The organism is Prevotella amnii DSM 23384 = JCM 14753 (assembly GCF_000378745.1).
Taxonomy (GTDB): domain Bacteria; phylum Bacteroidota; class Bacteroidia; order Bacteroidales; family Bacteroidaceae; genus Prevotella; species Prevotella amnii.
The window spans coordinates 31,568-51,014 of record NZ_KB905274.1 but is presented as its reverse complement, the minus strand read 5'-3'; the positions used below and the strand labels follow the sequence as shown (position 1 = coordinate 51,014).

14 protein-coding genes are annotated in these 19,447 nt (G+C 37.2%); 4 read left to right on the top strand and 10 right to left on the bottom strand.

Features of this window, described 5'->3' with window-relative positions:
* Positions 1 to 23: 23 nt before the first annotated feature.
* The 8 genes from F596_RS0105090 to rimP all read right to left on the bottom strand — a co-directional run bounded on the left by F596_RS0105090 (position 24) and on the right by rimP (position 10,517).
* On the bottom strand, positions 24 to 626 hold the full coding sequence (locus F596_RS0105090; protein ID WP_019036106.1) for a ribonuclease HII: 603 nt from the start codon (positions 624 to 626) through the stop codon (positions 24 to 26).
* A gap of 13 nt (positions 627 to 639) precedes the next feature.
* A complete protein-coding gene (locus tag F596_RS0105085) occupies positions 640 to 1,857 on the bottom strand; it encodes an aminotransferase class V-fold PLP-dependent enzyme (protein ID WP_019036105.1) in 1,218 nt (405 codons plus the stop codon).
* Positions 1,858 to 1,872: 15 nt separating this feature from the next.
* The gene (sufD, locus tag F596_RS0105080; RefSeq protein WP_019036104.1) at positions 1,873 to 3,216 is read right to left on the bottom strand and encodes a Fe-S cluster assembly protein SufD; all 1,344 of its coding nucleotides are present in this window, start codon (positions 3,214 to 3,216) and stop codon (positions 1,873 to 1,875) included.
* Positions 3,217 to 3,223: 7 nt separating this feature from the next.
* Complete coding sequence (gene sufC, locus F596_RS0105075) at positions 3,224 to 3,979, bottom strand: Fe-S cluster assembly ATPase SufC (RefSeq protein ID WP_019036103.1); 756 nt, start codon at positions 3,977 to 3,979, stop codon at positions 3,224 to 3,226.
* A 179-nt stretch (positions 3,980 to 4,158) separates the two neighbouring features.
* Positions 4,159 to 5,604, bottom strand: coding sequence for a Fe-S cluster assembly protein SufB (sufB, locus tag F596_RS0105070; RefSeq protein ID WP_019036102.1), 1,446 nt, complete (start codon positions 5,602 to 5,604; stop codon positions 4,159 to 4,161).
* Between the two features lie 132 nt (positions 5,605 to 5,736).
* Entirely contained in the window at positions 5,737 to 8,637 is a 2,901-nt protein-coding gene (infB, locus tag F596_RS0105065) for a translation initiation factor IF-2 (protein WP_024992652.1), read from the bottom strand.
* Positions 8,638 to 8,779: 142 nt separating this feature from the next.
* Positions 8,780 to 10,045, bottom strand: coding sequence for a transcription termination factor NusA (nusA, locus tag F596_RS0105060; protein ID WP_008449634.1), 1,266 nt, complete (start codon positions 10,043 to 10,045; stop codon positions 8,780 to 8,782).
* A gap of 4 nt (positions 10,046 to 10,049) precedes the next feature.
* Entirely contained in the window at positions 10,050 to 10,517 is a 468-nt protein-coding gene (rimP, locus tag F596_RS0105055; protein ID WP_019036100.1) for a ribosome assembly cofactor RimP, read from the bottom strand.
* 618 nt (positions 10,518 to 11,135) lie between these two features.
* On the opposite strand from rimP, the gene F596_RS0105050 reads away from it, so the two are divergent.
* Positions 11,136 to 12,290, top strand: coding sequence for a TlpA disulfide reductase family protein (locus F596_RS0105050; protein ID WP_019036099.1), 1,155 nt, complete (start codon positions 11,136 to 11,138; stop codon positions 12,288 to 12,290).
* 81 nt (positions 12,291 to 12,371) lie between these two features.
* On the opposite strand, the gene F596_RS0105045 is transcribed toward F596_RS0105050, so the two are convergent.
* Together F596_RS0105045 and F596_RS0105040 are read right to left on the bottom strand one after the other, a co-directional pair.
* Positions 12,372 to 14,687, bottom strand: a complete 2,316-nt coding sequence (locus F596_RS0105045; protein WP_019036098.1) for a glycoside hydrolase family 95 protein — start codon at positions 14,685 to 14,687, stop codon at positions 12,372 to 12,374.
* Between the two features lie 77 nt (positions 14,688 to 14,764).
* Positions 14,765 to 15,589 carry an alpha/beta hydrolase gene (locus tag F596_RS0105040; RefSeq protein WP_019036097.1) on the bottom strand — a complete coding sequence of 275 codons (825 nt, stop codon included), beginning with the start codon at positions 15,587 to 15,589 and terminating at the stop codon, positions 14,765 to 14,767.
* A 279-nt stretch (positions 15,590 to 15,868) separates the two neighbouring features.
* On the opposite strand from F596_RS0105040, the gene F596_RS0105030 reads away from it, so the two are divergent.
* The 3 genes from F596_RS0105030 (at position 15,869) to F596_RS0105020 (ending at position 19,437) form a co-directional block, all read left to right on the top strand.
* Positions 15,869 to 16,399, top strand: coding sequence for an NUDIX hydrolase (locus F596_RS0105030; RefSeq protein WP_019036095.1), 531 nt, complete (start codon positions 15,869 to 15,871; stop codon positions 16,397 to 16,399).
* A gap of 86 nt (positions 16,400 to 16,485) precedes the next feature.
* A complete protein-coding gene (gene topA, locus F596_RS0105025; RefSeq protein WP_019036094.1) occupies positions 16,486 to 18,834 on the top strand; it encodes a type I DNA topoisomerase in 2,349 nt (782 codons plus the stop codon).
* A gap of 21 nt (positions 18,835 to 18,855) precedes the next feature.
* Positions 18,856 to 19,437, top strand: coding sequence for a shikimate kinase (locus F596_RS0105020; RefSeq protein WP_019036093.1), 582 nt, complete (start codon positions 18,856 to 18,858; stop codon positions 19,435 to 19,437).
* The last annotated feature ends 10 nt before the right edge of the window (positions 19,438 to 19,447 follow it).

Below are 19,447 nucleotides of genomic sequence, written 5' to 3'. Positions count from 1 at the left end.
ATCGTGAAAATATAGAATACATATTAAAAAAGCAGTAATTGTGTAGTTTCACCAAGAAGGTTAAAACTCTTACGATGATAAGGAGTAATACCATATTTTGCAATAGCTTGTCGGTGTGCTTTAGTAGGGTACCCCATGTTATGTTCCCATTCGTATTGGGGATATTTTTTAGCAAGAGTACACATATAATCATCTCGATATGTTTTTGCTAATATAGAAGCAGCTGCTATTGATAAGTATTTGCCATCACCTTTAACAATAGTATTATAGGGTATGTTGTGATAGGGTTTGAAGCGATTTCCGTCTATTATGATGGCTTCAGGACGAATAATAAGCTGATCGAGTGCACGATGCATGGCAAGAATACTGGCGTTAAGTATATTTATCCGATCTATTTCTTCTGGAGTAACTTTACCTATTGCCCATGCTACAGCGTTAAGTTCTATATCTTTACGTAAGGCGTAGCGTGTCTTTGAAGATAGTTTTTTAGAATCATTGAGATGCTCATTACAATAGGTTTTAGGTAGTATAACAGCAGCAGCATATACACTACCTGCTAAGCAACCACGCCCAGCCTCATCGCAGCCAGCTTCACAGAGTCCAATATTATATTGAGAATATAGCATTTAATAGTGTTCTTTAAAACATAGTTAAAACTTTTTTCAAACCTTTTACGAGCTCATCTACCTCTTCTTTTGTGTTATATAGTCCAAAAGATGCACGTACAGTACCTAATGTACCTAAAGTCTCAATTAGGGGTTGAGCACAATGATGTCCTGTCCTAACAGCAATACCTAACTGGTCGAGCAATGTACCAATATCCATATGGTGAATATTGCCAACGTTAAAGCTGATAACGGCATCTCCAAAGTTATCAGTATGACCATATATGTGTATATCTTTTATCTCACGGAGTTGTTGCAAGGCATAACGAGTTAGCTCTTGCTCATGGGCAAAGATGTTATCCATACCTAAATGAGTAACGTAATTAATGGCAGTAGCTAAGCCATGAGTGGCGATATAATCAGGTGTACCAGCTTCAAACTTGAGTGGTGGACGTTCGAAGGTTGTTTTTTCAAAGCTAACGTGTTCTATCATTTCACCTCCACCTTGATATGGTGGTAGCTTGTCTAACCATTCTTCCTTACCATAGAGAACACCTACTCCTGTAGGGCCATATATTTTATGTCCACTAAAAGCAAGAAAATCGCAGTCAATTTGTTGTACATCTACTTTAAAATGAGGTACACTTTGTGCGCCGTCTAACATAACAGGTACGTTATGTTCATGTGCTATACTTATTATTTCTTTTACAGGATTTATAGTGCCAAGCACATTACTAACATGAGTTATGCTTACAAGTTTGGTATGAGGAGTGAAGAGTTTAGTATAAACTTTCAGGTCTAATTCTCCAGCTTTAGTCAGAGGAATGACTTTTAATGCTATTCCTTTTTTGGCAGCCTGCAATTGCCAAGGTACTATATTAGAGTGGTGTTCCATAGTGGAAATTATAACCTCATCACCTTCTTTAAGAAATCCATCAGCGAAAGAAGACGCTATTAGGTTGAGGCTTTCCGTTGTCCCACGTGTGAAAACTATTTCGGTTATAGACTTAGCATTGATGAATTGTCTTACTGTTTCACGTGCAGCTTCATGTAGGTCAGTAGCTTGTTGTGAAAGCCAATGTACACCACGATGTACATTAGCATTAACATTAATATATTCATTGTGCATAGCCTCTAATACGGAAAGTGGTTTTTGGGTAGTAGCCCCGTTATCTAAATATACTAAAGGCTTGCCATGAATGGTGCGTGATAGGATAGGGAAATCGGCTCGTACCTTATTAGTGTCATACATAAATATATTCCTTTCTTATTTACAAATTTTACATCTGTTACACTTATTAAGTTCTCCACGGAAGCGTTTTTCTACTAAAAGATGTAAGCGTTCGCGTAAAGAATCGAGTTCTATTTTATCTATGACCTCGTAGATAAATGCAGTTTGGAGTAGAGTACGTGCTTCTTGCTGATCAATACCACGTTGTTGCATATAAAAAAGAGCAGCATCATTAAGTTGTCCTACAGTAGAACCGTGATTACATTGTACATCATCGGCATATATTTCTAACATGGGCTGTGAGTACATGCGTGCAGTGTTAGTAGAAACAAGATTTCGGTTAGTTTCTATTGAAGTTGTCTTTTGTGCTTCTTTACGTACTAAAACAAGTCCTGCAAAAGCACCTACAGCTTTGTCATTAAGTACATATTTGTAAAGCTCATGGCTCTGGCAGTGAGGTGCAGCATGATCTATGAGAGTGTTGTTGTCTACATGTTGTTCTTTGTCGGCTATTATACAACCATTAATAAAACACTCACTATGCTGACCTTTAAATGTCAGATTTAGCATATTACGCGTAATACCATTATGTAAAGTAATAACATTATGGCTTGCTTTAGAATAGCTTTCCTGTTGAATAAAAGCATTAGAGATACGTACATTCTTAGTATGTGTTTCCTCAAGACAATTAAGATCAATATGAGCATTGTTTCCTACAAAGGCTTCGATAACTTGTGTTGTTAGGAATTTTCTATCATCGGCAGTATCATCGCAAAAGAGGAATTGTCCTTCTGCTCCTTCTTCCAAGATAATAAGAACACGCCTATTTACCATTAGGTCTACATCAGAACGAAGAATGTTTACTATCTGTACTGTATTTTTTAATTTTACGTTTTTAGGAACATATATAAATAACCCGTCCTGTGCTAACATTGTATTTAAAGCTGTTATGCCATCTTCAGATGTCTTAGCAAGCTTTCCATAATATTTTGTAATAAGCTCTGGATAATGTATAGCTGCTTTAGCAAGACTATCAATTATAACTCCTTCCCCTAAATAAGTATTAGGAAGTTTTTTTGTATATAATTGATCGTTTACAATAAAGTAAAGCGATGTGCTAAGATTAGGAATGCCACATTTGAAAGTTTTATAAGGGTCTATAGGTATTTCCAGCCTGTTTAGATTCAAACCGTAATTTGGTTCAAAGAGCGAATGGATATTAGTATACTTATAGCGTTCCTCTTTTTTAGAAGGGAAACCTAATTTTTTAAAATTCATAAAAGCCTCATCACGGAGGTCATTCATCACTTTTACAGACTTACTCTTAATAAGCTGTGATGCCTGTGTATATAGGTCTATATATTGTTGTTCACTTTTCATGAAATAATTAGTATTTATCTACCTCTTCTTTTATCCAATCATAACCACGTAATTCTATATCTTTAGCAAGTTCAGGACCAGCCGTTTTCACTATCTGCCCTTTATAAAGGACGTGAATAAAATTAGGTTTGATCATATCGAGTAAGCGTTCGTAGTGTGTAATGACAATAGCCGATGTCTCTTTAGTGTGCATTTTGTTAACACCTTCGGCAACTATACGCATGGCATCAACATCTAAACCTGAATCAGTCTCATCTAAGATGCTAAGTTTCGGTTCTAACATAGCCATTTGAAATATTTCATTTCTTTTCTTTTCTCCACCAGAAAAACCCTCATTAACACTGCGACGTGATAACTTTGAATCTAATTCTACGAGTTTTCTTTTTTCACGCATAAGTGTCATAAAGTCGGAGGCTTTTAAAGGCTCTAAACCTTGATATATACGCTTTGCATTTATTGCGGCTTTCATAAAATTGGTCATGCTCACACCAGGTATTTCCACTGGGTATTGAAAAGATAAGAAAAGTCCTTCACGAGCACGATCTTCTGGTTTCATTTCGAGGAGGTTTTTACCATTAAAAACTGCCATACCATCAGTAACTTTATAAAGAGGGTTACCCGTAAGAACGGCGCTTAGGGTAGACTTTCCAGACCCATTAGGTCCCATGATAGCATGTATTTCTCCATCGTTAATAGTGAGGTTGATGCCTCTTAATATTTCTTTACCTGCAATAGTAGCATGCAAGTTTCTTACTTCTAACATAATGTTTTATATATTATTTTGTTAATATTATCTCTAACACATCTTAAAAATATCAGAAAGCCTATTGGCTTTAGTCTATTCTCTGTGCCTTATTTTCTTAAAATTGGCTTGTTTTTTTCTAATTAACCTCCTTTGGCGTTAGCCCTGAGGTGATTTTTTTATTAATAATATGTTCTTATTTATCCTACTGTTCCTTCTAATGTTACAGAAAGGAGCTTTTGCGCTTCTACAGCAAATTCCATAGGAAGTTTGTTTAACACATCTTTTGCATATCCATTCACGATTAAGCCTACAGCATCTTCCGTTGGAATACCACGTTGATTACAATAGAAAAGTTGTTCTTCGTTTATTTTAGATGTAGTTGCTTCATGTTCTACTATGGCAGAATCGTTATGAATATCCATGTAAGGGAAAGTGTGAGCACCACATTTTGAACCTAAGAGTAGGGAGTCGCAGCTTGAATAGTTGCGTGCATTATCAGCATTAGCTGTTGCTCGCACTAAGCCTCTATATGAGTTTTGGCTATGACCGGCAGATATTCCTTTAGATATAATAGTACTTTTAGTGTTCTTTCCTATGTGTATCATTTTAGTCCCTGTGTCTGCTTCCTGATAGTTATTGGTAACAGCTACTGAATAAAACTCCGCTTGAGAATTGTTTCCTCTAAGAATGCAAGAAGGATATTTCCATGTTATTGCAGACCCTGTTTCTACCTGTGTCCATGATAAAACAGAATTGGCACCTCTACATTCTCCACGCTTTGTAACAAGATTAAGTACACCGCCTTTGCCATGTTCATCGCCAGGATACCAGTTTTGCACAGTAGAATACTTAACTTCAGCATTGTTCATTACAATTATTTCTACCACAGCAGCATGTAGCTGGTTTTCATCACGCATAGGCGCAGTACAACCTTCTAAGTAACTAACGTAGGCGTTATCGTCAGCAATTATTAGCGTACGCTCAAACTGTCCTGTGTTGACAGCATTTATACGAAAGTACGAACTAAGCTCCATAGGGCAACGAACACCTTTTGGAATGTAGACAAACGACCCATCGCTAAAAACAGCAGAGTTAAGAGCCGAAGACCAGTTGTCCTTATACGGTACCACACTTCCTAAGTATTGACGTACTAAAGCGGGGTGCTCCTTAACAGCTTCGCCAAAAGAACAAAAGATTATACCCTTTTCTGCTAATTGTTTTTTAAAAGTAGTTTTTACAGAAACAGAGTCCATTACAGCATCAACGGCAGTACCGCTCAAAGCTAAGCGTTCCTCCAAAGGAATACCAAGCTTATCAAATGTTTTTTCTAACTCTGGGTCAATTTCTTTATTCTTAGGCTTTTTCGCTAACGGATCAGCATAGTAAGAGATGTCCTGAAGATGTAGTTCAGGAAGGGTTAGATGCCCCCATTGGGGAACAGAAAGGGTTTGCCAATATCTGAAAGCTTCTAAACGGAAGTCAAGAAGCCAGTCTGGCTCACCTTTTTTTGCCGAGATTAAGCGTACAATATCTTCATTTAGTCCTTTTGGAATAATATCGGTGTGTACGTCTGTTGTGAACCCAAATTCATATTTTTGCTCAGCAATCTTCTTTACATATTCATTATTTTTGTTATCTGACATTATTTAAATCTCTTTTATTAATAAAGACAACAAATGCTATACCATAATAAAAGGCAGTAACATTTGTTGCTACGAAGATAATAAAAAATCCCCTAAATACATCGTGTATTAGGGGATTTTATTGTTATTTCATTATAATTTTTGTTCAACTTCTATTTCTGTGAATGTTTCAATAATATCTCCCGTTTGCAAATCGTTGTAATTGACAAGTGATATACCACATTCTAAACCTGTAACGACTTCTTTAACATCGTCTTTATATCTTTTTAAAGCATCAATAGGAGCTGTGTGTATAACGATACCGTTGCGTACCACTCTTCCTTTATCTTTGTTGTGTACTTTACCTTCAGTTACCAAAGCTCCTGCCACAGTACCAACTTTTGAAATTTTAAAGACTTGTTTTACTTCTACTTGTCCTGTTATAATTTCTTTCTTTACCTTATCAAGCATACCCACCATAGTGGATTTTACATCATCAATAGCATCGTAGATAACAGAGTAAGTGTTAATCTCTACCCCCTCACGATCGGCTAAACGACGTGCTTCAGTAGATGGACGTACCTGAAAACCTACAATGACAGCATCTGATGCGCTTGCAAGCATTACATCGCTTTCAGAGATCTGACCTACTGCTTTACTAATAACATTTACATTAACTTTCTCTGTTGATAGTTTAATAAATGAATCAGACAAGGCTTCTATAGACCCATCGGTATCTCCTTTTACTATAATATTCATCTCATGGAACTCTCCACGAGCAATACGATGAGAAATATCAGACAAGGTAAGTCTGGTCTGTGTACGTAGCCCTTGCTCACGTTGTAGTTGCTCTCGCTTATTGGCTATCTCTCGTGCTTCTTGCTCTGTTTCCATAACATGGAAAGTATCACCAGCTGCAGGAGCACCATTTAAACCTAATATAATGGCAGGTTCTGCAGGCTTAGCGGTTTCAATACGTTGGTTACGCTCGTTAAACATAGCTTTAATACGTCCGTATGAGGTGCCAGCAATGACATTATCTCCTATCTTTAAAGTACCATTAGAAACTAATACTGTGCTAACATAACCACGTCCTTTGTCTAAAGACGACTCGATGATAGTACCTGTAGCTTTGCGATTTGGGTTAGCTTTTAAGTCGAGCATCTCTGCTTCAAGAAGTACCTTATCTAATAAGTCTTCAACACCAATCCCTTTCTTTGCGCTAATTTCCTGACATTGATATTTACCACCCCATTCTTCTACAAGGAGATTCATCTGTGAAAGGTCTTCACGTATCTTATCAGGATTAGCTCCGGGCTTGTCTATCTTGTTTATGGCAAACACCATTGGAACGCCAGCTGCTTGTGCATGAGAAATGGCTTCACGAGTAGTAGGCATGACAGAGTCGTCGGCAGCAATAATGATTATAGCGATGTCTGTTACTTGAGTACCACGAGCACGCATAGCTGTAAAGGCCTCGTGTCCGGGAGTGTCTAAGAAGGTTACACTCTTTCCGCTACCCACTTTCACACAATATGCGCCTATATGTTGTGTGATACCACCAGCTTCACCAGCGATAACATTTGTATTACGAATATAATCGAGCAACGAAGTCTTACCATGATCTACATGACCCATCACAGTTACAATAGGAGCACGCGAGACAAGGTCATTCTCATCGTCTATTTCCTCGCTTACTGCTTCCTGTACTTCGGCAGAAACATATTCTGTTTTAAAGTTGAACTCGTCTGCTACAAGATTAATAGTCTCGGCATCTAAACGTTGATTTATAGAAACCATAATGCCTACTGACATTAATGTTGATATAACATTAGTTACAGGGACATTCATCATGGTAGCCAGTTCTGACACAGTAACAAACTCGGTAAGCTTCAAAACCTTACTTTCTCTCTTCTCTGCACGTGCTTCTGCATTAAGTTTTTCCTGTACTGCCTCACGCTTCTCTTTGCGATATTTAGCACCTTTTTTATTTTGGGTCTTACTTGTAAGGCGAGCCAGAGTTTCCTTTACCTGACGTGCAACAGCCTCATCGTCTACCTCTAAAGGCTTATGATTGCGGTTGTTGTTATTGTTGCGGTTGTTTTTCTTGCCGCTGCCACGGTTGTTGTTGTGGCTGTTGTTGTTACTCTTGTTACGATTACCTTGCCCGCTGCCTTGCTGATTTGCAGATGCATTAATATCTACGCGTTCTTTATTAATGCGTACACGCTTTTTCTTACTTTGTGCTTTCTTTTGTTCAGCCTTGTCTTCACGCTCTTTTTTGCGCTCTTCTTTGCTCTTCTTTTTAGGGCGAGTGCTTTGATTAAGGCTACTTAAATCTATTTTACCAAGCACGTTCACTTTTGGGGCGTTAAGCATCTTTTCTTCATTTTTTGTCTTAAAGATACCTTCGTCCTTTGTCTCTGTTTCTACATTAGCTGCTCCTTGAGTAGCTATGTTTTCTACTTTCTTTTCTGTATTCACTAAAACGTTAATAGTTTCGTTTTTTATTTTAGCTTGTTTCTCTTGTTTGCTTTCTGTAGAAACTTCTGTTATTTGTGCTTCTTTTTTATCAGATAGTTTATCAGCCTTAGCTTCTTTCACCTCAGGAGTTTCTTGCTTAGGAGTTGTTACTTGTTCTGTTTTTTCATCTTTTGCTAATACTTCTTTAGAAGAATCTTTTGCAACAGATGTATCTGTACTAACAGGCTTTGCTCCCTTTGACGATGGTTTGTTCTTCTCTTGAAGGTCTATTTTACCAAGTGGGGTATATTTTTGCCTTTTAGAGGCGAACAAGCTATCTGCACTATGATTAGTTGTCTTTGTGCTTTCTTTTTTATCTTTTGCTTTCTTTTGTAGGATATCTGCGGCTTTGTCCTTTACGTCTTTATCGTTTTTAAAAGCTTTTATGAGAGCCTTATATTGATTATCGCTTAGTTTGTAGTTAACATCAATAGACTCTTCGCTTAATTCGAGCTTCTTTTGTAGAAACTCAACAGCCGTTGGAAGTCCAATGTTTAATTCTCGAATTGCTTTACTTAGTCTGATACTCATTAATTTCCTTTTTCGGTGTGGGTGTTCGTTGTAGATAGTATTACCTTTTATAGCTTTCGGTAGAGGGGTTCCGAACATGGAGCTGCAGAAGAGTCACACCCTTTAGGCTTTCTGCTAACAACCATCACCCACCAGCCATCACCTAATTGTCAAATTCGGATTTTAGAATATTCAACACATTATCTACTGTCTCCTCCTCTAAATCTGCTTTTTCTATCAACATTTCGCGTGGTGCGTTAAGTACTTGCCTGGCAGTCTCCATGCCTATACCTTTTATAGCATCTATTACCCATTGGTCTATCTCGTCAGCAAATTCGTCTAAATAGATATCATCTTCTGTCTCGTTTTCATCTAACTCACGGAAGACATCAATAGTATAATCTGTCAGCATACTTGCTAACTTGATGTTTAAACCATTGCGACCAATTGCCAAACTAACTTCTTCTGGCTGTAGATAAACTTCTGCTTTCTTAGTCTCTTCATCTATGGTGAGGCTACTTACTTTTGCAGGAGCTAATGCACGCTGTATAAATAGCTTTGTGTTAGCCGTCCATGTTATAACATCAATATTTTCGTTACATAGCTCTCTTACAATGCCATGTACACGACTACCGCGTACACCTACACATGCGCCTACAGGATCTATACGCTCATCATAGCTTTCTACTGCTATTTTAGCACGCTCACCCGGCATACGGGCAACTTTCTTTATAGCTATCAAGCCATCATTTATTTCAGGCACTTCAGCTTCGAGCAAACGCTCTAAAAACTCGGGTGCTGTGCGCGAAAGGATAATCTTCGGATTATTATTATCATTGGTAACACGATGAATAACGGCACGGATAGTTTCTCCCTTACGATAATTATCACGAGGTATTTGCTCGCCTTTGGGCAATATCATCTCGTTATTATCTTCATCTACTAATAATACTTCGCGCTTCCATGTTTGATAAACCTCACCTGAAACAATTTGCCCTACACGGTTCTTATATTTATTATATAAAGAGTCATGCTCCAGCTCTAATATCTTCGATGCTAATGTTTGACGCAGATTGAGGATAGCACGGCGACCAAACTTATTAAAATCTATCTTCTCACTAACGTCTTCACCTACCTCAAAGTCGGGCTCTAATTTGCGAGCATCAGTAAGACTTATCTGCTTGTTTTCGTTCTCTAACTCGTCATCTGCCACAACCACACGATTACGATAGATCTCAAAGTCTCCCTTATCAGGATTTACAATAACATCAAAATTTTCGTCACTACCAAATATTTTTGCAAGCACATTGCGAAAGCTCTCTTCCAAAACGCTTACCAAAGTGGTACGGTCGATACTTTTAGTGTCTTTAAACTCCTTGAAGGTTTCGACCATATTAGGACGATCTTCTTCTATTTTTCTTGCAGCCATAGCTTTATTTGAAACTTATTACGTATTTTGTATATTTCACTTCTTTCATGTTATACTTATGATCAACGTCCATTTTCACAGGACGCTTTTTGCCTTCTATTCGCACTTTTTCATTGACAGCAACTATAAAATCGTCACCATCTACGCTTTTTAGCAGCCCTTTTACTTTCTTACCTTCTTTATCAAGCACCTCAACTTCTTTACCTATAAAGTTAATGTACTGCTGAGCCACTTTAAAGGGCTGTCCTAAGCCTGCCGAGCCTACTTCCAGTTCGTAGTCAGCCTCATCACGAGAAAGATGCTCCTCGATATACTTGCTGAGCTCAACACAGTCTTCTATCCACACCCCATCTGCATGATCAATTTCTACTACGATCTTGTTTTCCGAACTAATCTGAATATCTACAAGGAAATATTCTTTTCCTTCCAGCCATTCGGATACGAGTTTTTTAACAACAGCTTTGTCTATCATAATTTGCTAAATAATAAAAAATGAGGAACTTTTGTCAAGTCCCCCATTCCTCTGAACACTGCAAAGGTACAAACATTTTTCGCATACTACAAAAAAAAGAGTAGATTTATTTTACCCACCTATAGTTAATTTTTTAGAAAAACATTACAAATATTTAAGGCACTTATAATAAAAAGAAATGGCATGTCTTAAATATATAAACATTATATAACCCTTGTGAGAAAGCAAAAGCCAAACTTTTATATAATAATACGTGAGGCTTTTAATGATAAAAAAAAGCATATTCTTAGATTAAGAACGAACCATGAAAAAGAAAAATAGATTAAAAATGAAAGAAAAATAACTTATTTTTCATTAAAAAATAGATTAAAAATACTCTAACATAGTTACCTTTTGCTCTATTAAGCATTGTTTGTTATTTTGTAAAAACAGATGTATAGCGGTTAAAAAGATGCTTTTTATTAATACATTTTTCTAAATATTTGGGCTATTTCTTAAAAAATACTACCTTTGCACAAGATAGGTTTGTGTATGAGAAATTATAATTAAGGATTATTTTTTCTTGTTTACACTGTTTTTACACTTATATTACTATGCTTTTTTAACACCAAATATGATATGAAGAAAAATATTATAAATAAGGTCTTTGTAGGCTGTTGTACACTGGGTATGATAATGTTGGCGAGTTGTGCAAAGGAAGGTTTTCGTATAGAAGGGACTATTTCTAATGCGAAAGATTCTGTGCTATTCTTAGAACATAATGGCTTAGAAGGTATTGCTAAAATAGATTCAGTAAAGCTTGATGAAAGTGGTGTATTTTCTTTTTCAGGTGGTAGAGGTGATAATCCGGAATTTTATCGTCTTCGTATAGCCGATCAGATCATTAATATTGCTATCGATTCTACAGAGCATATTGCAGTAAAGGCAGTTTATCCTCAGATGGCTACCAATTATATTATAAAGGGTTCGTCTGATAACGAAAAGGTTAAGGAACTGGCTTTGAAGCAGATTAATCTTCAAAGCCGTTGTCAGCAGTTGTTGGCACAGCGTCCAGAGTTAGCCGACTCTTTGATAGAAGTGATGCTTGCCGATTATAAACGTGATATTACAACAAACTATATTTTTAAGGCTCCAATGAAGTCGTATAGCTATTTCGCACTGTTTCAGTATGTTGTAATAAATAATCAAGCTATTTTGATATTCGACCCTTCAAAGGACGCAAAAGATACTAAGGTGTTTGGAGCTGTAGCTACAAGTTGGGATACTTATTATCCTGGAACACTTCGCACTCAAAATCTTCATAACATAACCATTAAGGGTATGAAAGATGAACGCATAGTAAAAGCAAGGCAAAAGCCCATAGAGCTAAAGGCTGATGTGCGAGGGGTTATCGATCTTCCTTTACGTGATAACATGGGAAATGAGCGTCATCTTACCGATTTTAAAGGACAGGTTGTATTGCTCGATTTTCATGTATTTGGTATGAAAGGCTCTACGGAATATATAATGCATTTGCGTGATCTTTATAATAAATATCATTCACGTGGTTTAGAGATTTATATGGTTTCGCTCGATGAAAATCAGCATTTCTGGAAGGAACAGGTAGCTAACCTTCCTTGGGTAAATGTTTATGATGATAAAGGAGTAAGCCAAGCTTATACGGCTACTGCAACAACGTTGCCTATTATTTACCTTATCGATCGTGGTAATAATGTAGTGAAAAATCCTTCACAGATTAAGAACTTAGATGAAGAGATACAAAAGTTGCTTTAAAAAATAAGAGTTTATTATATCTTTATGTGCTTATTATGTACCCTATTTTTGGCTAAGCCAAAAATAGGGTACATAAGTATGTTACCATTTCAGCTCTATCTCTTTACCTCCTCTTACTACTAATCCTTTAACATATCCGTGTTTCCATGCTTTAGGCAGGGCAGGTAATAGTTCTGTTTTTCCCATTTGGCTTTGTACTAACATTTCAGCAATACCTGCAGTAGCACCAAAGTTGCCATCTATTTGAAAGGGTGTATGTGTGTCTAAAAGATTATCTAACGTGCTGTTACGAAGAAGGTTTTGAAAGAGCTTATACGCATGATCCCCGTCATGTAAACGCGCCCAAAGACATATTTTCCAAGCCATGCTCCACCCTGTAGCTCCATCACCACGATGTTCTAACACTATGCGTGCAGCACGGGCAAGGGTAGGTGTGGTAGAGGTAGATATGGTATGACCCGGGAATAAGCCAAAAAGATGGTTTACATGGCGATGATTATCGTTAGGATCATCAATGTCTTCAGACCATTCCATGAGCTGTCCGTAGCGTCCTATACGATATGGTGATAGCTTCAGGAGCACTTTTTCCCATTGTTTCCGTTCCTTTTTATCTATATCTAACACTTTGCTTGCAGCAATAGCATCTGTAAGAATCTCGCGTACTACGGCATGTACGAAAGTTGCGCCTTGATCTATAGAGCCATGTTCAGGAGAGGTAGACGGTGCAGCTGTATAAGTTCCGTCAGGTTTATGCCATAGGAAATCAACTGCAAATTGTGCACTTCCCTTTAATATGGGGTAAGCGGTGTTACGCAAATATGTTTTATTGCGAGTAAAATCGTAATATTCCCAAAGGTGGGTAGATAGCCATGGTCCAGATATAGGCGATAAGTTCCATGTCATATCTTTATTTATGAGTGGTGCAGTGAAGCCAAAGATATTGCTCGATATAGATGTTGTCCAGCCGCGAGCATTATAGTAGGCTTTAGCAGTGCGACGTCCTGGTTTTTCAAGCATACAGATAAAGTTATTAAGTGGTTGTGCACATTCGGCGAGGTTTGTGGTTAGGGCGTGCCAATAATTCATCTGAAGATTAATATTATTATGATAATCTACACGCCATGGTCCGTCTACATTGTTATGCCAAAGTCCTTGTAAGTTAGCAGGGAGTGTGCCCGGACGTGACGATGCTATAAGTAGATAACGTCCATATTGGAAGTAAAGGGTTTCAAGGTCATAGTCGGCTTTTCCTGTACGGTATCGTTGTAATCGTTTGTTTGTAGGTAAGCAAAGAGCTTCTTTAGTTTCTTTATCATCTGGATTTATTATTAATTTCACGCGTTTAAATAAAGGTGTATAATCTGCAAGATGATTATTTAGTAGGTTATTATAACCTTTTTGTAGTGCGTGTTTTATCCATTTTTTTGTGGTTTGGTCAGGGTTCACACCAATATATGTTTTAGGGTCTGTAAAAGAGGGGTTGGTATTTTGTTTATAATCAGTATCTGCAGTTAGGAAAAAGGTAACTGTTTTTGCTTTTAAAATATGCAGTTTACTGTCTATTACCTTGCTTGTTCCACCATTAATGTTTGCTTTTATGCGTATAGTAAAGCGCATGTTGTTATCATTGAGCTTGCCTTTGTAAGTTATTCCGTCTGTAGAGTCATTAACGACTTGTCCTTGTGCTATAGGCGATGGGGTATAGGTTAAGGTTAGGTTTAGCAAGTCGGCTCCTTTTGCTGTATATTTAATAACCATCACATTGTCAGGGTAGGATATGAAATAAGATCGTTTATAGTAGGTGGTGTTGGTGTGATAGCTTACCGAAGCTGTAGCCGAATCGAGAGACAAGCATCGTTTATAGTCTGAGATGTCTTGCTCTTTATGTCCTGTTTGTATGGTAACTTCTCCCATAGTGGTAAAGTTTCCAAAGCGAAAGTGTGGCTCGGTAGCTATAGAATATGCAGCTTTCCCATTAAAATTGTCTTGTGTTAGTTTGGCTGCTAATTTTGTGTTTCCTTGCAAGAAAGCTTTTCTTATAGCTTTTAAGAAATGTGCCGATTGCTTATTCTGGTCCCAATAGTATGCCGCACCACCTTTTACGCCTGGTCCACCGCGCCATAAGCTCTTTTCGTTTAGTGTGAACCTATCGCAAGCAATGCCTCCCATGATGTTTGCTCCCAGTGATCCGTTTCCTATAGGAAGTGATCTGTTTTCCCATTCTGTATCAGCATTTTGCATCTCATCACCAGCTGTTAATATATTAGGAGATTTTAGCCATATTTTTTTTGTATATGAAGAGCAAGGGGTATCAAACCATATAGTATTATGTTTTTGAGCCTTTACTTGTGTTGAGGCACATAGTGTTATGGTTATAAAGATTAGTTTTGAAAGCATTAAAGTTATTTGTAAAGATTGTTAGTAAGTATAAAGGTTGTTACGGTTATTCTGTTGTTTTTATATTTAAAGCATAGTTAAAAGCTCTTTAACCATGCTTTTAGTTCCATTATCAGTTCTTCATGAAAACGAAATCCTATCTTGCTTCCCCAGCCATGTCCGCCACTTGGGTATACATGTAATGATGCTTTCACACCGTTACGGTATAGCTCGGTGTAGTAATTTACTCCGTTAGCAGGTGGTACGATGTTATCGTCATCGCTTAAAGCTATAAAGGCACGTGGAGTAACACGGCTAACATTTAGGTCGGCACTATATTGTTTTTGTGTGCGTTTGTTAGGGTGTCGTCCTAACAGGTTTTCCAAGCTGACAGCATCTCCATAACCTTCCATCATTGATATTACGGGATAGAAAAGTATTTGAAAGTTAGGTCTGGCGTCTCCTTTAGACTTTGTAGCAATTGTAGCTGCAAGATGTCCACCCGAAGAAAATCCCATAATGCCTACATCATTACGATCAATTTTCCAGCTTGCAGCATTGAGTCGTACCATTTTCATAGCTTGTTGAGCATCTTCAATAGGTATTTCTGGTTTGCCGTGAGGCATACGATATTTAAGAACTATAGCAGCAATGCCTTGATTTTGTAAAAACTCTGCCCAGTCGTATCCTTCTTTTTCTAAAGATAGTTTTTCGTATCCGCCGCCAGGGCATATCACAATAGCACGTCCTGTAGCTTCTTTTTCTTCTGGGAGATAGATGCGTATTTTAGCAGAGTCGGTTTGGTCATTACTGCTGTGTGGTGGCTGACCATTATATAAGTTTATGTTAAATGAGCGTTGTGCATTTGTAGATAAAGTAATAAAGGCTAATCCGGCTGTAAAAAGGAGTTTATGAAAATTCATGTTATTTCTTGTTTTGTTTTGGCAAAGTTGTTTCTCTAAAACACTGCGAGCTGCATTTTTATCTTATTTTATTCTCTTTATTATAGCAAAGGAAAGAGGAATAAAAGCTAAGTAAGGAACACTATGCCTTAGGATTATTTATGCGCAAAGATAATAAAAAGTTGTAGGTATAGTGCTTTTATATATAATGTTTTTGTTATTTTTGCATATATGTATAACATTAAATACGAAGTTTAAACCTATTTTAATATATAGCATTAAATATTTAAAAGCTTTTATATGTCTCATGTCTTAGATAAGTTTAGTTATTGTCCTGTATGTGGTAGTAAAGATTTTCAGGTGCAAAGTAATAAGAGCAAGTGTTGTAAAAGTTGTGGTTTTGAGTTTTTCTTAAATGCCAGTTCTGCTGTGGCAGCTTTTATTATTAACACGTATGGGGAGGTTCTTGTTACTAAAAGGAAGCGAGAGCCTGCCAAAGATATGCTTGATTTGCCTGGTGGCTTCTGTGATATAGGTGAAACTATAGAAGAGGCATTGGTACGTGAAGTTATGGAAGAAACTTGCTTGCATATAGCAAAGAGTTCGTATTTTTGTTCTATTCCTAATAGCTATTTATATAGTGGCTTTGTAGTGCCTACTCTTGATATGTTTTATATTTGCACGGTTACAAACGAAGATAGTTTGGAGGCACATGATGATGTAGCGGCTTCTTATTGGTTAGCTATAGAAAGATTAGATGAAGAAGAGTTTGGCTTATATTCCATTCGTAAAGCAGTAAGATTATTCAAAGAAAAGTATTTGAAAACTTAAAAAAGTAGAAATAAACTATATTATATAAGGTGTAAGAGGAAAAGTTTACTACTTTTGCGCTCTTGAAAAAGTACAATATATAGACTATGCAAGATAATTTAGTTATAGTAGAGAGCCCTGCTAAGGCAAAAACTATAGAGAAATTCTTAGGAAAGGACTTTAAGGTGATGTCATCTTATGGGCATATCCGCGATCTGAAAAAGAAAGAATTGAGTATAGATCTTGATTCGTTAGCACCTAATTATGAAATTCCTACGGAGAAGAAAAAAGTAGTTGGCGAGCTAAAGAAGGAAGCCCAATTGGCAAAGAAGATCTGGTTAGCCTCCGATGAGGATCGTGAGGGAGAAGCTATTAGTTGGCATTTGTGCGAGGTTTTAGGTTTAGATGAGTCTAAGACAAACAGAATAGTGTTTCATGAGATTACTAAGCCTGCTATATTGGAGGCAATAAATAATCCTCGTCATTTAGATATGAATCTTGTTAACGCACAGCAAGCACGTAGGGTGTTAGATCGCATAGTTGGCTTTAAGTTGTCTCCAGTATTATGGCGAAAGGTAAAGCCATCTCTAAGTGCTGGGCGTGTACAGAGCGTTGCTGTTAGATTAATAGTGGAAAAGGAGCGTGAAATACAGAATTTTAAGTCGGAAAGATATTATAGAATAAATGCAGTTTTCACATTATTAGGAAATAAAGAAGATAAGCCTACGGAGATAAAGGCAGAGCTGAATAAGCGTTTTTATACTCATGAAGAGGCTGTTGCTTTTCTTGAATTGTGCAAAGATGCTCAGTTTGAGGTTTCTTCGGTAACAAAGAAACCTTTAAAGCGTACACCTGCTCCTCCTTTTACTACTTCTACTCTTCAGCAGGAAGCAGCACGTAAATTAGGATTTACAGTAAGCCAAACTATGATGGTAGCTCAACGTCTATATGAAGCTGGGCGTATTACCTATATGCGTACCGATAGTGTGAACCTATCTAAGCTTGCCATAAATACGTCTAAGGCAGAGATAGAGAAGCTCTATGGTAAGGAATATAGCAAAGTCCGTCAGTATCATACTAACAGCAAGGGGGCACAGGAGGCTCATGAAGCTATCCGTCCTACTTATGCAGATAATCAAACGATAGAAGGAAGTGTGCAGGAGCGTCGTTTATACGATCTTATATGGAAGCGCACTATAGCATCACAAATGTCTGACGCACAGATGGAAAAGACTGTTGTTAATATAAATATAATCCCTTGCACTGCAGCAGAACAAGAGGGATTACATTTTGTTGCTAATGGTGAAGTAGTGATTTTTGATGGCTTCTTAAAGGTATATCAAGAGTCTAATGACGAGCAAACAGTAAAAGAAGAGAGCTTGCATAATTTGCCTTTAATAAAAGAGGGCGATATGTTAAATAGGGTAGAGGTATCGTCAATAGAGCGTTATTCTCAAACTCCGAGTAGATATACAGAGGCAAGTTTGGTACGAAAACTTGAAGAGTTGGGTATTGGTCGTCCTTCTACTTATGCTCCAACAATATCTACTATTCAGCAGCGCGAATATGTAGAGAAGGGAGATAAAAAGGGAGAAGAGCGTAGCTATAAGATAGATACCTTGAAGAAGAATAAGTTAAAGTCGATAGAAAAGACAGAAATGGTGGGTGCTGATAAGGGGAAACTTATACCTACCGATATAGGTATAGTGGTAAACGATTTCCTTATGAAGAGCTTTCCGGAGATAATGGACTATAACTTTACGGCAAAGGTAGAACAGGAATTTGATAAGATAGCTGAAGGTAAAGCTGCATGGGATAAAGAGATGAAAGATTTTTATCATAGCTTTGAGCCAAAAGTAGAAGAGGTTATGAATGCACGTTCTGAGCATAAAGCAGGTGAAAGAGAGTTAGGCATTGATCCTAAGACGGGTAAACCTGTTTTTGTAAAGATAGGCCGTTTTGGTCCTGTAGTGCAGATAGGTACTGCTGATGATGAGGCTAAACCGCGTTTTTCACAGTTGCCAGTGGGTAAGAATATGGAAAGCATAACACTTGAAGATGCTATAGAGCTTTTTAAGTTACCACGCAATCTTGGCAAATTTGAAGATGAAGATGTTATCATAGGCACAGGTCGTTTTGGCCCTTATGTAATGCACAAGAAGAAATATGTATCTATTCCTAAGGATCAAGACCCATTAACAATATCTCTTGATGGAGCTATACGCCTTATCCAAGAGAAACGTTTGCAAGAAGCTATGCGTCATTTAAAGACTTTTACAGAAGATGCAAATATGGAATTGATGAATGGACGTTATGGTCCTTATATAGCTTACGAAGGTAAAAACTATCGATTACCAAAAGCATTACACGATAAAGTAAAAGAGCTTACTTATGAACAGTGTATTGATATTATAAAAAAAGCACCAGAACCAAAACGTAAGAAGAAAAAGGTTTAATATATATTTATAATAAGCAATATGCCTATACCTCTTAAAAAGCAGTTACAAAACAAGGGGAATACGAAGCAAAACACGCTTCGCATTCTCCTTATTGGCTACATGGGGGCTGGTAAAACAACTATAGGAAAGGTTTTATCAGATGAAATGAATATTCCTTTTTACGATCTCGATTGGTATATTGAAGCACGTATGCATAGAAACATAAAGCAGCTTTTTGAAGAGAGAGGAGAAGAAGGCTTTAGAAAAATAGAGCAAGCGATGTTACATGAAGTAGCTGAAAATGAAAATGTTATCATAGCTTGTGGAGGAGGGACACCTTGCTTTTTCGATAATATGGATTATATGAACAGGCAAGGAACTACTGTTTACTTAAAAGCTATTCCAGAAGTGTTATATGCTCATTTGAAGATGGGCAAGACTATACGCCCACTTTTGTTGGGTAAAACAGAAGAAGAGATAGGACAACTTATTGTAAGACAGGTAGCAGAGAGAGAGAGTTATTATTTAAAAGCAAAATATGTTTTAAATATTAATCTCTTAAATAGTGCAGGAAAAATAAAAGAGGCTGTATATAATTTGCGTGAATTGCTTAATACATAATGTATTTTGA